The organism is Pedobacter sp. T50_32, from assembly GCF_057652195.1.
In genome coordinates, this window is the sequence record NZ_JBYFBY010000002.1 from 15,028 (window position 1) to 30,753 (window position 15,726).

At 38.8% G+C, this 15,726-nt stretch carries 11 protein-coding genes and 1 pseudogene; 9 read left to right on the plus strand and 3 right to left on the minus strand.

The features are described from left to right. Positions 1-916 precede the first annotated feature (916 nt). The gene (locus tag AC23ME_RS05470; protein ID WP_487726750.1) at positions 917-1,540 is read left to right on the plus strand and encodes a GyrI-like domain-containing protein; all 624 of its coding nucleotides are present in this window, start codon (positions 917-919) and stop codon (positions 1,538-1,540) included. 67 nt (positions 1,541-1,607) lie between these two features. Here AC23ME_RS05470 and AC23ME_RS05475 read toward each other — a convergent pair whose 3' ends face one another. Together AC23ME_RS05475 and AC23ME_RS05480 are read right to left on the minus strand one after the other, a co-directional pair. After that, positions 1,608-2,888, minus strand: coding sequence for a sensor histidine kinase (locus tag AC23ME_RS05475; RefSeq protein ID WP_487726751.1), 1,281 nt, complete (start codon positions 2,886-2,888; stop codon positions 1,608-1,610). Between the two features lie 96 nt (positions 2,889-2,984). Beyond that, on the minus strand, positions 2,985-3,614 hold the full coding sequence (locus AC23ME_RS05480; protein WP_487726752.1) for a peptidoglycan recognition protein family protein: 630 nt from the start codon (positions 3,612-3,614) through the stop codon (positions 2,985-2,987). Positions 3,615-3,796: 182 nt separating this feature from the next. Here AC23ME_RS05480 and AC23ME_RS05485 point away from each other — a divergent pair, with 182 nt between their 5' ends. Together AC23ME_RS05485 and AC23ME_RS05490 are read left to right on the plus strand one after the other, a co-directional pair. After that, a complete protein-coding gene (locus tag AC23ME_RS05485) occupies positions 3,797-4,039 on the plus strand; it encodes a hypothetical protein (RefSeq protein WP_487726753.1) in 243 nt (80 codons plus the stop codon). A gap of 22 nt (positions 4,040-4,061) precedes the next feature. Then, positions 4,062-4,856 (plus strand): DUF3667 domain-containing protein, encoded by a 795-nt coding sequence (locus tag AC23ME_RS05490; protein ID WP_487726754.1) that lies wholly within the window; start codon positions 4,062-4,064, stop codon positions 4,854-4,856. Between the two features lie 74 nt (positions 4,857-4,930). Here AC23ME_RS05490 and AC23ME_RS05495 read toward each other — a convergent pair whose 3' ends face one another. Continuing rightward, positions 4,931-5,938, minus strand: coding sequence for an LLM class flavin-dependent oxidoreductase (locus tag AC23ME_RS05495; protein ID WP_487726755.1), 1,008 nt, complete (start codon positions 5,936-5,938; stop codon positions 4,931-4,933). Between the two features lie 1,603 nt (positions 5,939-7,541). Here AC23ME_RS05495 and AC23ME_RS05500 point away from each other — a divergent pair. The 6 genes and pseudogenes from AC23ME_RS05500 to AC23ME_RS05525 form a co-directional block, all read left to right on the plus strand. Then, positions 7,542-7,829: pseudogene (locus AC23ME_RS05500) on the plus strand (winged helix-turn-helix domain-containing protein); the annotation flags it as partial. A 5-nt stretch (positions 7,830-7,834) separates the two neighbouring features. Beyond that, on the plus strand, positions 7,835-9,187 hold the full coding sequence (locus AC23ME_RS05505) for a sensor histidine kinase (RefSeq protein WP_487726756.1): 1,353 nt from the start codon (positions 7,835-7,837) through the stop codon (positions 9,185-9,187). 237 nt (positions 9,188-9,424) lie between these two features. Further along, entirely contained in the window at positions 9,425-9,739 is a 315-nt protein-coding gene (locus AC23ME_RS05510; protein ID WP_487726757.1) for an HPF/RaiA family ribosome-associated protein, read from the plus strand. Positions 9,740-10,005: 266 nt separating this feature from the next. Further along, positions 10,006-11,265: a TolC family protein gene (locus tag AC23ME_RS05515; RefSeq protein ID WP_487726758.1), complete on the plus strand. Its 1,260-nt coding sequence runs from the start codon at positions 10,006-10,008 to the stop codon at positions 11,263-11,265. Between the two features lie 3 nt (positions 11,266-11,268). Further along, positions 11,269-12,363, plus strand: coding sequence for an efflux RND transporter periplasmic adaptor subunit (locus AC23ME_RS05520; RefSeq protein WP_487726759.1), 1,095 nt, complete (start codon positions 11,269-11,271; stop codon positions 12,361-12,363). A 115-nt stretch (positions 12,364-12,478) separates the two neighbouring features. Beyond that, positions 12,479-15,607, plus strand: a complete 3,129-nt coding sequence (locus AC23ME_RS05525) for an efflux RND transporter permease subunit (RefSeq protein ID WP_487726760.1) — start codon at positions 12,479-12,481, stop codon at positions 15,605-15,607. Positions 15,608-15,726 lie beyond the last annotated feature (119 nt).

Sequence of the window (15,726 nt, forward strand, 5' to 3'; positions counted from 1 at the left end):
AAGAACAACTTCAAGATCCCCACCTACACGGGAATGACGATACTGGAAAGCAGGTGCAAATTGAAACAAACTTTCCCAAGCACATTTCACTCACGATAACTGGCGGGGAGAGATGTCAAAATCAGAGAGGGGTTTATTAGCGCATACGTCATTTATCGCCTTGCTGCTTTAGAATCTAGAGGCTAATTTGGATAATAGATCCTTCGACAAGCTCTGGATGACAGGATGCTTAGGATGCCGATGTAGGAAGGGAACAGTGATCACTAGAGACGATTTATCAATTCCTCCCCAACCTCTCCCGAATAGTCGGGACAAATCCTCCTTAAAAAGTAGAGGGAATACATTACGCATAACCGACTTAGGTTCCAAATCAAGATAATTGCATAGTTCAAAGATCCCTCCGCAAGGTCGGGATGACAATGTAGGAAAGGTAACTGCGAATTAGCATAAGCCATTCCCAAGCACGAGGAACGGCCTAGCAAGTTTTCGCCGGAGAAAGCACCAAAATATCCATTGCACAAACTAAAAATTAGCAACACCAAGCAAGAAAGCAGCGTGAGCGGAGACAAGTGAACTGGCAAACGCATTTTTCTTGGGCTATCAGGATATTGGTCGCTTTATTCAAGAAAAGATGCCAGCCTAGATTTTTGCTTCTTTTCATCAATGGAAAAGAAGAATAAACAAAGACATAATCATCAGATGAAAACAGTAAGTAAATACATAATCGAGCTAACAATTGCATAGTTCAAAGATCCCTCCATACCGATTTTATCGGCACAGGCTAAGGTCGGGATGAAGATGTGGGAATGAACATCGATTAGCGGAAAAAATCAAAGTATTAGAAAAAAACCTAATCGCAAATTACCCACTGCCATAGGGTTGTCACTACCACATCTTAACCTTGTAAAAAAAAGACATGCAGAAACTAGATCTCTACAAAACAGACAAGACATATTACCATGCAAGTTCGAAACCTCAACTTATTGAAGTTGCACCAGCCCGTTATATCTCCGTATTAGGAAAAGGTGATCCTAGTGCTCCGCTATTTAGCGCTCATGTACAAGCGCTTTACGGTACTGCCTATCAATTAAAATTTAGCCATAAGGCGCAAGGCAATGATTTTATCGTCCCTAAATTAGAAGGATTGTGGTGGTATGATGAAAAGCAATACCAAGAAATTTCTATGGCAGAAGCCCCAATGCAAATCCCAAGATCGCAATGGCAATATCGTCTGATGATCCGCCTGCCAGACTTTGTAAGCATTGCCGATGTGGAAAATGCTACTGCGGAAGTATTCACAAAAAAACAGCTTCCCTATGCAAAAGATGTGGCTTACTTTGAGCTGTTCGAGGGCAAATGCATTCAGATATTGCATACTGGTCCATTTTCCGAAGAGCCAAAAACGTTAGCGATCATTGCTAATTTTGCGAATGAACATGGGCTAGTACAAAATGGCTTACATCATGAGATTTACCTTTCAGATTTTCGAAAAACATCAGCCGAAAAACTTCGAACCATACTTCGAGAGCCTGTAAAATAAATGTAGCCAACGCACCTAACCGCCTTATTATAGCTTATTGCTTTGCCTTTAATGAAAAGCAAAGCACTTACGAAGAAATCTTTTTACTAGGAAAAGAGATGAAAAAAGTAGTGCCTTTACCTAAAGCACTTTCAAACCAGATATTTCCATTTTGCAGGGCGATAAAATCAGCACATAGCATAAGACCTAAACCTACTCCAGGTTCGTTGGCTGTACCTAAAGTACTTTTAGCCTGCGACCGAAAAATTAGGTCTTTTTGATCTACCGCAATGCCTACGCCAAAGTCAGTTACCGAAAGTATCATCCTGCCCTGATCTTCCCAACTGCGTACAAGCACCTCTCCTCCATGCTCGCTGTATTTTACGGCATTTATAAGCAGGTTGCGCATTACAATACTAATCATTTCTATATCCGCTAAAAAATTTTCGGCATTAAGCTCTATTTGGATATTGATCTCTTTTTTAACTGCCAGCGGCACAATAGACGCAAGAACTCCCTCTAGCAATGGTGTTAGCCGAATATCAGTTAACTGTACTTTCGTGCCCTCCAGTTGAGATTTTGACCAGGCCAAAAGATTTCCTAAAAACTCTGAAGTGCCGTTGGTAAGTTCTAACAGTTGTCCTTCTAACATCGCTCTTTCCGTTTCGCTTAACGAATGGCTGCCAAGCAATTCCAAATAACCCTGAATACTATTCAATGGTGTACGCAAATCATGGGAAATGATTGAAAACAACCTATTATTCTCCTGATGCAACAAGGCCAAAGCTTCCGCTCTTTCACCTGCAAGTCGTCTTTCGCGGTTGTAACTCCTTACCACGCCAGCCACTAATATGTAAGTTAGCGATAGCACAATGCAAAGAATGAAAAATATATCAAGAAACCGCTCTGCCCTACTGGTATAAACCTCATCTACACCATATTGATATTCGTAAAACAAAAGTGCAGCAATCGCTACAAAATGCATGAACAGATACAGATAGCTCCTGCGGCGATGGATGAAAATGATGACAATTAAAGAAAGGAAAAAACTGAAAAGCACAGGACCATTCATACCTGCACCATAGTAGTAGTTGACGGCCAAGAAGACGTAGCTCATTGAGGTAAACCCATGGCGAGCAAATGCGAAATTCCTGCGAAAGCGAGAGTGATAGTAAAGGAACAGCTGCAACAATAATGTAAAAGCCGTAGCAACAGCCAATTCTGGCAATAGCACTACCCAAATATTATAAGCGGTAAAGATGAGCAAGGTGGCAGCCGTAAATATCCCGCCTGCATTTAAAATCCTTTCTTCAAGGACAAATTCCTCTCTAGGTCCCCTTAGCCGTTCCCATAAATTTAACAAAGACAAATTGATTGATTTAATGTTTACAAGACTACTGGCAAAAGTGGATATTGAGCCCATAAATATAGGCAAAGCAATACGCTCTCACCAAATCAATTCTACTTATTTCCTATTCTTTAAGCCCTTCTCTACTTCCTTTACAATAAAACCGTTAGAGAAATAACTGTAGATATCATCTCCCGGGCAGGTGGTTTGCTTGCTATGATCGCGATGGGTAGAAATTTCCGTTGCCGGAATACGATATTTAATACACTGATCCACTAACAAATCAGTCAATACTTTCAGCAACTTATCGTCTAACTTCTGCTGATTGTAATTACCCAAAAAGCAGATCAATAAATGTCCAGTGGGATCATATTCAGTGTTCGTTTCGCCAACCGTTAAAGGATTTCTACCTTCTAAAACTGTACCGTCTGGCGTAATTAACAAGTGATAAGGAACGTCAGCCCATTTTCTATCGGGTCCCATGCCCCAAGATTGGATGTTCTTTAACCTTTGCTTGGCATCATCATTTACGGTAAGCAACTTACCTCCTTCATGATGAACCGTAATCTTCACAGGAACATGCTGTTTGTAAGGTCTGCCTTCTACCCCTTTCCATTCGCTTTTAGGTACAATTTTAACGGTATCTCTATTATTTACTTTCTTCGATTTCTTGGATTGTGCAAAGCCATTTAATGAAAATATACAAATAATAGCAAGGGCTAATACGGTGGTGTTTAATTTGAACATGATATGATCTTAAGGAAAATCTAATTTACGCTAAGCTAAGCTAATTTAGCTTAAAAATTTGAAATTAATATGGCTAAACACAAGTAGAATGTTTGATGTTAAATCTAAAATTTAAGTATGCTACAATTTTTAAAATAGGTTATATTTGCACATCAAACGAACGATTTATTTATAAGCAAACAATGAGCAAAAATCCCTTTGCCGACCTAAGCACCGAAAACCTAATTAAGAAGCGAAATTTATTAAAAGGCGTACTTACCGTATTTGGCATGATGTGGATGGTGTTGATAGGTGTAGCCATTTACTTTTACATCACAAAGTCTACTTTAAAATTATTTATACCGATGGCAATTTTACCAATGACTTTACTGCCCTCGTTCATACAATTAACTTTATTAAATAAAGAGCTTAAAACTCGCCATTAATAACTATATCATTAACAAAAACATGGCAAACACTTGTTTAAACTGTGATTATTCTATCGATGAAAATTTCTGTAGTAATTGTGGTCAGAAGAGATTTAAACGAATTGATAAAAAGTACGTAACTGATGAACTTCAATATCTATTAGTCCACACTAACAAAGGATTTCTTTATACCGTTAAAAAATTGGTTCGAAATCCAGGCAAAACAGCTAGGGAGTTTATAGACGGTAATAGAGTTAATCACTACAAGCCCATGTTATTAACATTTGTTCTTAGTGGTATATCGGCTTTTATTACGTTTAAGATTATTGGCTTAGAAAAAGTAATGCGAAATGTTTTATCTGGTAATCATTTGAATTCAAAGTTCATGAATGATTACACGACAATTACTTCAAGCTATAGCTCGATTTTCATGTTGTGTCTTATTCCAGTTTTTGCATTTGTAACATGGTTAGCTTTTCATAAATTGAAAAACAATTATTATGAACACATAGTGATGAATTCCTATATTTTATCTCTTTATATGATCATAAATATTGTGTTTCTCTATCCAATACTTTATTTATTAAGAAACTCGAATAATATTCTCTATGCCATAAACTTTTCTAATTTGATAGTTCCATTTTTGCTGGTTTGGTTTTTTAAAGGATTTTATCCTCAACAACCATTAAAACAAATCATATGGAGAGTTTTGGCTATAATAGGTTTAATGATGGTAGCTTTTTTAGTATTAATGATAATTGTAATGATTGTCGTTTTCATTTATGCAATCATAAAAGGTCCAGAAGCTTTAGAATATATCCAACCAAATAAGTAAAATAAATTATATGCATACAAAAAGAGCTTATTGGCGTAAAACCAATAAGCTCTTTTTGTATATCAAATACAATACTATGCCTTCAATGCCTCCGCCACCAACTCATAAGACCTTAACCTAGCCGTGTGGTCGTAAATATGTGAGGTTACCATTAATTCATCTACTTTGGTGTGATTGATAAACGAATGTAACTGCTCCTTCAACTTATCTGGACCGGCAATAAAAGTAAAATCTAACATCTGTTCTACAGCGGCTTCTTCCATATCGCTCCATAAGCCTTCCATGCTATCTACAGGTGGCTGTAAAAGTCGGCGTTTGTTGGTCACAATGCCAGAAAATAAAATCTTCAACGAAGTAGCTAATCGCTCTGCCTCTGCATCAGTATCTGCAGCTACCACATTTACGCAAGAAAGCACGTAAGGTTCCTGTAGCACAGCTGATGGACGGAAATTCTTCCTATAAATTTCTATAGCTTCGAAGAAATAAGTGGGTGCAAAGTGGCTTGCGAAAGCATAAGGCAAACCATAAGATGCTGCCAAGTGCGCACTTTCTGTACTCGAACCTAAAATCCAAATGGGCACATTCGTCCCTTCGCCAGGTATAGCTCGTACTTTGCTATCGTAATTATCATCGCCCAAGTATTGCTGTAACTTACGCACATCTTGCGGGAACTGCTGCGGTGAGTGGAAACGCTCACCTCTAATTTCAAATGCAGTTAGCTGATCGGTTCCGGGCGCTCTGCCTAAACCTAGATCAATTCTATTTGGATACAAGGTTGCCAAGGTACCAAATTGTTCTGCAATAATTAGCGGCGTGTGGTTAGGCAACATAATACCGCCAGAACCTATACGTAAAGTATTGGTATGCCCTGCAATATGTCCTATCAGCACCGAAGTAGCAGAACTCGCTACACTAATCATATTATGATGTTCGGCCAACCAATAGCGGTTATAACCTAATTTTTCTGCATGTTGCGCTAAGGAAACACTGTTCCTGAACGTATCTGCTATATCGTGTCCTTCTATAACGCCAGCTAAATCAAGTACCGAGTAAGGTACAGCTGTAGATTTCTTTTCGCTCATATTCAAAGATAAATGTGCTTTTAGTGATATCCTCCCTTAAATGTAAGATGTGACACCCCAACGATAATTGTAGCCTTGTTTAGTCAACGTAGTGTCTTTTGGATTGAACCTTTCTATGAAATTCACAAAAACACGGCAGCGTTTTGCTAGATACAAATAGCGTTCGTCGCCGTTAGTTTGCTGTTGGTCTACTAAAGCCAAAACCACTGTAACATGGCACAGCGGTTGACTATCCAATGCCAAAAACACACGAAAAATGAAAAAAATATCTTTACTAACACTACTCGCATTGTTTAGCCTTTTAATGGCAAACTGCAAGAAAGGCGACAACGAAACGCCAACACCAATTAACCAAAAACACAAATTTAACCTTAGCATCGAAAATTTACCCGGACAAAATAATGTGCTGGATGGACTTTCGGCCATTATCTCTATCCAATCGGCTAGTGGAGAATTGGTAGTTGACGACCGAGCCATTCCAATGAATTACAACGGCAAGTACGTTAGCAATGCCATTGAACTTCCCTTAGGTAGTTACAAACTGGTGAAGCTGATTATCAAACGTGGCGGCGGAACCATATTCGCTTGCCCTTATGCTGGCTCAAACTTGGCAGCGCAAGTGAATAAACCTTTGGCAGCAAATTTTACCTTGAGTACAGCGACAACTACGCTAGCTACAGAAGTGTTGGCTATTGAAGCAAACCACACCGCAGAAGATTTTGGCTATGAAGGCGGAATGTTTGATTTACCTCTCGATCGTTCACAGGAGTTTGTAATAGATCTAAAACCAATTTTTAGAGTAGGTAAAATTGTTTACGACAGTGTACCTGCTTCAGTTGCTATAACAACCTACCCTTTGCATGGAAATCCGACGACGCAGACACACCAAATTGCCGCTGGTGGACAAAAACTTAGGCTTTCTAAAAATGCGTTTAAATACAAGCTGAATGTTTCTAAATGGGGTTTAGATGATGAAATGGTGCTAGAACGAACAGATATGAAGACCCAGGAACTTTACATTGGTGGCTCTACAGATGTGGCTAAGAAGATTAAAACTGAAACTGTATTTCTTAAATCTGGCGATAAGTGGCTTCCCCAGACAAGGAAAGAATACACCTACAATGCTTGGGGCTTGCCCACACGAATTACACACCTAAGTAAGGCAGCAAACGGTGCAAATGTGGTGGATGGCGCAGAAGAAATCAGTTACTACGCAAATAATAAAGTTCGTGAAATACATTACAACATCAATGGCAATAGTAAGATCACTTCTTTTTGGTACAAGACAGATGGCAAGTTAGAGCGAATGAAGGAAAGCAATAGCGAGGGCGAAATTACTGCAACGGTGAGCTACGAAGGACAGAGAGGCAGCACTGGTATCACCAACAACTATCAAATTAGTGCAGCTTACGAATATTCTTACCGTTATTACAAACAGTACGCAAATGCCGAAATGGTGGGCGGCAATGCCACCAATTATAACAACCGTACCAGTCACGGAGATAGTGAAGAAACCATCTCAGCCTACGATTTTGGAATTAACCCGTATGCACATTTAGGTATTCCAGATTTTTGGATGAACAACGCAAGTGTAAATAAGCAGCTACAATTTGAGGATGTAGTATTGGATATTCAAAGTAAGGAAGTTAAGCGAGCCGGACAAATAATTGATTTAACAGCCAAAGAATTCCACCTGCTAGAGCTTTTTATGCGTAACCCCAACCGTTTGCTTTCTAGACAATACATTGCAGAACAAGTTTGGGATGTGAATTTCGATACAGGAACCAACGTGGTTGATGTTTATATCAATTTTCTGCGTAATAAGTTAGAAAAAGGCTTCGATAGAAAGCTGATCCACACTAAAATTGGAATGGGTTACATCTTTAAATAATATAGATGAAGATTAAAGACCGCTTAGCTTTATATTTCACATTAGTAAGTACCACTGTACTTTTAGCGGTGCTGTTTGGGGTGTACTTTATTTTCGTGAAGTTTTTAGAGAGCGATTTCTACGATCGATTAAACGACAGAGCTTTTATCAACGCTAAACTTTACTTAGAAGCAGATGAGATCTCGGCAGATTCGCTGCGTAAAGTTAGAACCGAATACTTGGAAAACTTGAATGGCGAAATTGTTCGTATTTACGACGAAAAGAACAAGGCTAGTTTCATTAAAGACAATCAGCAGTTTTGGACAAGCGATTTAATTAACCGAGTACGTAACGCCAAGAAAATACGTATTAAGGAAGGTTTACGACAAACCGTTGGAATTTTCTATAAAGACAATCAGGGCGATTTCGTGATCCTCGCCTCTGCTATTGATCAGAGCAGTTATTCTCGTATCGATAAATTGAGGAATAGTATGATCTTGACTTTTCTGGTCATCACCGCTGGTTTATTACTTTCTTCTAGATGGATTGCAAAACGTATCTTAAAACCACTGGATGTGTTTATTGGTGAAGTAAAAAAGATTAAATCGAGCAACCTAGATTTTCGTGTACAGGAAACCAAAAACAAAGATGAAATTAATTTGCTTGCACAGAACTTCAACCAACTAATGGACCATTTGGAGCAGGCTTTTATTTTACAAAAAACTTTTGTGGCTAATGCTTCTCACGAATTGAGAACACCAATTACCAGTTTACTGATGGAAGCCGAGATTGCGCTCAGTCAGCCGAGAAACGCCGAAGATTACCAAAAAGCATTACGTTCTGTAATTGAAGATGCAGATAAAATGAATTCTACCATTAATAGTTTGATGAGTTTGGCACAGGCAGATCTGGAATTGGGCAACTTATATACAGAGACCTTCAGAATTGACGAACTGTTGTGGGACCTACAGGCACAATGGAATAAAAAGCAGCAAGGCAAGGCGCAACTGCATATCAGTTTGCAGAATATACCTACCGAAAGCGAACGTTTAAACTTGGTATTCAATAAATCGCTACTGGAGATTGCGTTGAACAACATCATCGGCAATGCTTTCAAGTTTTCGAACCAAAAGGATGTTTATTGTACTTTAAGTGCGAATGGTATGCAAATCGAGATCAACATTCAAGATCAAGGCCCTGGCATATCAGCAGAAACTGGAAATCATATTTACGAACCATTCTTCAGTGCCGCTAACGAAAAAAACCTTAAAGGAAGTGGCATGGGTTTGTATATGGCACACAAGATCATCACCTTAGCCAAAGGCGAATTGAGTTTTACGTCTGGAGATCAAGGAACGACGTTTTACGTTAGGTTTTAATATAGCTTTTGAGAACTCCATACGTTCGACGATACGTCATCCCAGATTTAATCTGGGATCTTAATGCACTAGTATAAATTGTAAATTCTCTTGCTGTTCGAGATTTGCAATCTCGAACTACCTATCCAAGGATTTGTAATCCTTTTAGCTAAGAAAATCCTAAGATGAAAAATCCATCGCTCTGCAAAAACAAGGTTATTCATTATTTGTTAATTTAATACACTAAAATACCATAATATGAATATTCAATTAAATGCTGATAAGAATTTAACTATTCACGAGCCTTACGAAACACAAATTAAAGAACAGTTAACCAAAGATTTAGATCGATACAGCAATCATCTTTCTCGTGTAGAAATTCACCTTTCTGATGAGAACGGTAGCAAAGCGGGCTTAAACGACAAAAAATGCGTAATAGAAGTCAAGTTAGATGGTAAACCGCCGCTTGTAGCCAGCGATTTTGGGGATACTTATGACTTGGCAATGAAAAGTGCTACCGAAAAAATCAAAAATGCACTGAATACTGCTGTTGGCAAAATGCAAGCAAGATAGTTCAAATAAATACTGAAAGGAAAATCCGGTTGTGAGTTACAATCGGATTTTTTGTTTAGCACTGAACATTTCAAAATACTAATCTCTCCCTTAGGGAGAGATGCCGAAGGCAGAGAGGGGCAACAAACCTCACCCTAACCCTCCCGAAGTGTCGGGACAGGTACTCCTTGAAAATGAGAGGGAATTGCACACTGATTAACCATTTTAATCACTTTTTAATTTCGATTTAATTCCCGTTTAATTCCGTAAAAATAGCTTTGGCAACAATGAAAATCAAGTTATTATTCATCTGTTGCCTACTTGGGTTTGCGCAAGCTTCTAGGGCTCAAGACACTTTAAAGCTAAGTTTAGCAGACGCAGAGCAGCTATTTATAAGCAGCAACTATCAATTGTTATTGGCGAAATATGAAATTGAGCAGGCAAAGGCCGATGTGATCACGGCAAAACTGTTCGACAATCCAGAAATCACGCATGAAAACCTGTTGTACAACCATGAAACAAAGCGATTTCTAGAAACTTCGTACGCAACCGGGCAATTCAATACGCAAGTGTCACAGCTTTTTAAATTGGCTGGCAAGCGTAACAAAAGCATCCAACTTGCCAATACAGCGGTTAAATTAGAAGAATTCGAATATTTCGATCTGATGCGAACTTTGCGCTACCAACTACGTAGTACCTTCTTCAAATTACATGCTGCACAACAATCTGCAAAAATTTACGGCAGTCAGGGTAAAGCTTTAGAGCAACTGCTAAAAGCATCCGATAAGCAGTTAAGTTTAGGCAATATCGCCAATAAAGACGTGATACGGATCAAATCGCTGCTATATAGTTTGCAGGCAGAATATCATCAAATCAATACAGAAATAGATGAACTTTCTGCGGAACTCAAATTACTTACGCAAGTAAAGTCAAATACGATCATAAAAACCCTAGTTGCCGATGAACAACAAGCAAAACCATCACCGTTAGCTTATGCGTTACTTTTAGATTCTGCAAAAACCAATAGGATAGATTTAAAATCTGCACAAACTGCTATCGCCTACGCACAACAGAACCTTAAATTACAAAAAGCGAATGCCATTCCAGATGTGCAGCTTTCATTGGTTTACGATTTAAAAGGCAGCTACCCAGAAAAATACACAGGGATTGGAATTAGCATCCCTATTCCACTTTTTAACAGAAACCAAGGCGAAATTAAGAAAGCTAAGATCGCAATAGAAGCTCAACAAACTGTTTACAATCAGGTAGAGAACACTTTATCGAATGAAGTTTTCAAAGCTTATCAAAATATTCAGCGTATAGAAAGCTTATTTGCAGGCAGAGATCAGGAATTTAACCAAGACTATCAGAAATTGATAGACGAAGTCACGAAGAACTTCGCCAAACGAAACATTAGTCTGTTAGAGTTCCTAGATTTTTACGAATCGTACAAGGAAAGTGTTTTGCAATTCAATCAGCTGCAATACGAGCGTATCAACGCTAAAGAAGAAATCAATTTTGTTACTGGAACCAGCATATTCAAATAAAGCATGTCTTATTTTAAATCCTCAAAAAACTATTTATACGCTCTTGCTATAGCAGGAATGATGACGCAGAGTTGTACCACAAACAATACCACTGTTAAGGAAGATAAGTTTGAAGTAACCGACTCGTTGATCAGCAAATTATTGATTGACACGGTGCAGTCGCCAAATAACCGCATGGATCTAAATTTCTCGGCAAAAATTACCGCAAATGACGATCTACAGGCTGCCATTTATCCAATGGTGAGCGGTATTGTAGGAGCAGTAAATGTTAAAATTGGCGATAAAGTAAATAAAGGACAATTGCTAGCCACCGTAAGCAGTGCTGAAATGGCTGGTTTCGATAAAGAGGTAATTAGTGCTGATGCAGAGTTTAAAATTGCAGAACGAGCACTAAAACAAGCAGAAGAACTTTTTAAAAGTGGCTTAAGTTCTGCAAAGGAACTGGAAGAAGTTAGAAATGATTTGGTCATCAAAAAGGCTGAATTACAACGTGCAAAAACTACCTTAAAACTTAACGGTGGCAATGCCAAAGGAAATTATAACCTCATCTCACCTATTGCTGGCTTCGTAATCGAAAAGAATGTAAATAGCTACATGCAATTACGTCCCGACAACGAAGATGCCTTATTTAAAGTGGCAGATTTATCTAACGTTTGGGCTGTAATAAACATCTACGAATCGGAGTTTGCAATGCTGAAAGAAGGCGATGAAGTAGAAGTATCTGTGCTGTCTTATCCAGAAAAACCCTACAAAGGCAAAATTGAACGCATTTACAATACGATTGATAATGAAAGTAGGGTAATTAATGCTCGTGTGAGTATTGCTAACAAAGATTTAAGCTTAAAACCAGGCATGATGGCTACGGTTAAAGTAGCTGCAAAATCAGATATCAATTTACCTTCCATCAATCCCAAAGCTGTGATATTCGATGAGAATAAGAACTACGTGCTGGTGTTAGATCCAAAGGAAAAAATACGAGTACAGGAAATTGAAATTGGTCGTAAAACCAGCAATCGTACATATGTGAGTAAAGGTTTAAACGCTGGAGATAAGGTTGTGGCATCTAAACAGGTGTTTCTTTTCGAGAGTTTGAAGTAACTGACAATTATAAGCTAGCATAATCCTAAAAAATCGTGTCATGTTGAGCTTGTCGAAACATAAGTAGTCTTCGACAAGCTCAGACTGACAAACTAGGTATTAATTCTATTTCACAATGAACAAATTCATCAAAACCATTATCGGGTTTTCTTTAAAGAATAAATATTTCATCTTTTTCACCACCTTCCTCTTGGTGTTGGCAGGCTACTTAAGTTTCAAAAAAACCACCATCGAGGCCTTCCCAGATGTTACAAATACCAACGTAACCATAATTACGCAATGGCCGGGAAGAAGTGCAGAAGAGGTAGAAAAGTTTGTGACCCGTCCGCTAGAAATAGCGATGAACCCAACTGAAAAAAGAACCAGCATCCGCTCTTCTTCCCTATTTGGGCTTTCTATTGTTAAAATCACTTTTGACGACGATGTAGATTACGCCTTTGCCCGAGTGCAAGTAAATAACCACATTGAAGAAGCAGATTTACCAGATGGATTACAACCAGAAGTTCAACCTCCTTATGGACCAACGGGCGAGATTTTCCGTTATATCTTAAGCAGCGATAGAAAATCGGTTAAAGAACTGAAAACCATTCAAGATTGGACTATTCAAAGGGAATTATTATCGGTTCCAGGCATAGCCGATGTAATAAGTTTCGGTGGCGAAGTAAAAACGTATCAAATTACGGTAGACCCGCAAAAAGCGATACAATACAATGTTACAGCTACAGAGTTGTTCGAAGCCGTTTCTAAAAGCAACATTAACGTAGGTGGCGATGTGATTGTGCAAGGCGGACAAGCCTATGTAGTGAGAGGTATTGGCGTGTTAAACAACATCGAGGAAATCAACAATGTAGTTGTAGACAATTACAACGGCATACCGATTTACGTAAAAACCATTGCCGAAGTTACTGAAGCTGCTTTGCCGCGTTTAGGTCAAGTAGGTAGAGATAACGACCCTGATGTAGTGCAAGGTATTGTGGTAATGCGTAAGGGCGAAAACCCTAGTGAGGTCATCAAAAACCTGAAAATCAAGATTGAAGACATTAATGAAAACATCTTGCCAGACGACGTAAAAATCAAATCGTTTTACGACCGTGAAGATTTGGTAAACTTCGCTACACACACCGTAATGGGTAATATGTTCGAAGGGATTTTGTTCGTAACCGTTATCGTATTCCTTTTCATGGCCGATTGGCGAACTACCCTAATTGTATCCATCGTTATTCCTTTGGCATTGCTATTTGCATTTATTTGCTTAAAAATGAAAGGAATGTCGGCCAACTTATTGTCCATGGGTGCCATCGATTTTGGGATTATCATAGATGGTGCGGTCGTCATGGTGGAAGGTATTTTTGTAGTGCTCGACCAAAAAGCCCGAAAAGTGGGCATGGAAAAGTTCAATAAAATCAGCAAGCTAGGTTTAATTAAAAAGGCTTGCTTGGAGAACGGTAAAGGTATTTTCTTCGCAAAGCTGATTATCATCACGGGCTTGATGCCAATCTTCACCTTCGAAAAAGTAGAAGGTAAAATGTTTTCGCCATTGGCATGGACACTGAGTTTCGCCTTATTAGGTGCGCTATTGCTCACCTTTACCTTGGTGCCGGCCATGGCGAGCATTTTACTGAAGAAAAACGTGAAAGAAAAACACAATATCTTTCTAGAATTCATCACCAAATACACTTTAAAAGCTTACGATAAGTGCTTCAAATTCAAAAAGATTGCATTCTACACTTCTATCGTTATTTTAATTGTCGGAATTTTTAGTTTCAAGTTCTTAGGTAGCGAGTTCTTGCCCAATCTAGATGAAGGTTCTATCTACGTTCGTGCAACCGGACCATTGAGTATTTCCTTAGATGAAACCAAAAAGCTGTCGAACGAGATGCGCAAAATCTTCCTAAGTTTCGAGGAAGTAAAACAGGTTTTATCACAAACAGGTAGACCAAATGATGGAACAGACGCTACGGGTTTCTACAATATGGAGTTCCATGTAGACATCTACCCTAAAAAAGAATGGAAGCGAAAGCAGACTAAAGAACAGTTGATTGAGCGTATGCAAGAGAAACTGAAAGGATTTCCGGGCATTAGCTTAAACTTCTCGCAACCTATTTCTGATAACGTGGAGGAAGCCGTTTCTGGGGTTAAAGGCTCTATTGTAGTTAAACTTTTTGGAGATAACTTCGAGTTCATCGAGCAAGAAGAAGAAAAAATCTTCAACATCTTAAAAACAGTAGATGGTATCGAAGATTTAGGAATTTTAAGAAACTTAGGTCAGCCAGAGCTACAGATAGATTTAAGTCAGCGTAAAATGGGCTTATACGGTGTAAGCACCGCCGATGCCAATGCCGTAGTAGAAATGGCGATTGGTGGTAAAGCAGCCACACAAATCTACGAAGGCGAGAAAAAATTCGACCTAATTATCCGTTATCCGGAAGATTTTAGAAATGATGAAACGGCTATCGCTAACTTGCGTGTGCCTACTATTTCTGGTTCAAAAGTTCCATTGGGAGAAATTGCCAGAATAAAGAAAATTACCGGCCCAAGCATCATTTACCGTGACAAACACAACCGTTATGGCGCTATTAAGTTCTCTATCCGTGGTAGAGATATGGGAAGTGTAATTGCAGAAGCACAGCAAAAAGTAAACGCAGAAATTAAGTTACCAAAGCCATACCGTTTAGAATGGGCAGGAGATTTTGAAAATCAGCAGCGAGCAAGCAAGCAGCTTTCTCAAGCAGTTCCTATTAGTTTATTATTGATTTTCTTTATCCTGTTCATTTTATTCGGAAACGTAAAAGATGCTTTGTTGGTACTCAATAACGTTCCTTTTGCCATGATTGGTGGTATTTTAGCACTGCTCGCTACGGGAATTAACTTCAATATTTCGGCAGGTATTGGTTTCATCGCATTGTTCGGTATTTGTGTACAAAATGGCGTTATTCTCATCACCAAGTTTAAAAGCAATATTGTAGAGCTAAAGCACCACCCAACTTGGACTTTCGCAGATTCTATCAAAGACGGTATTGCTACCAGAATGCGTCCTGTAATTATGACGGCTTTGATGGCAGCTATCGGTTTATTACCGGCTGCGTTGTCTACCGGCATCGGTTCCGAAGCTTCAAAACCTTTAGCTGTGGTGGTTATTGGCGGTTTAATTACAAATACTTTGTTTAATTTGTTCGTGTATCCAATTGTATTTTACTGGAGTTACAAGAAGAAAGTAGCGCATTTGCAGGAGGTTATTGCATAGAAAAAACTAGGCAACTCTGTCGTCATTTCAAACGCATGTGAGAAATCTAACGATAAATTTTATAATTATAACTAGAAAAGCAGGTTTATCCTTTCATCGTAAATGGTAACCCTGCTTTT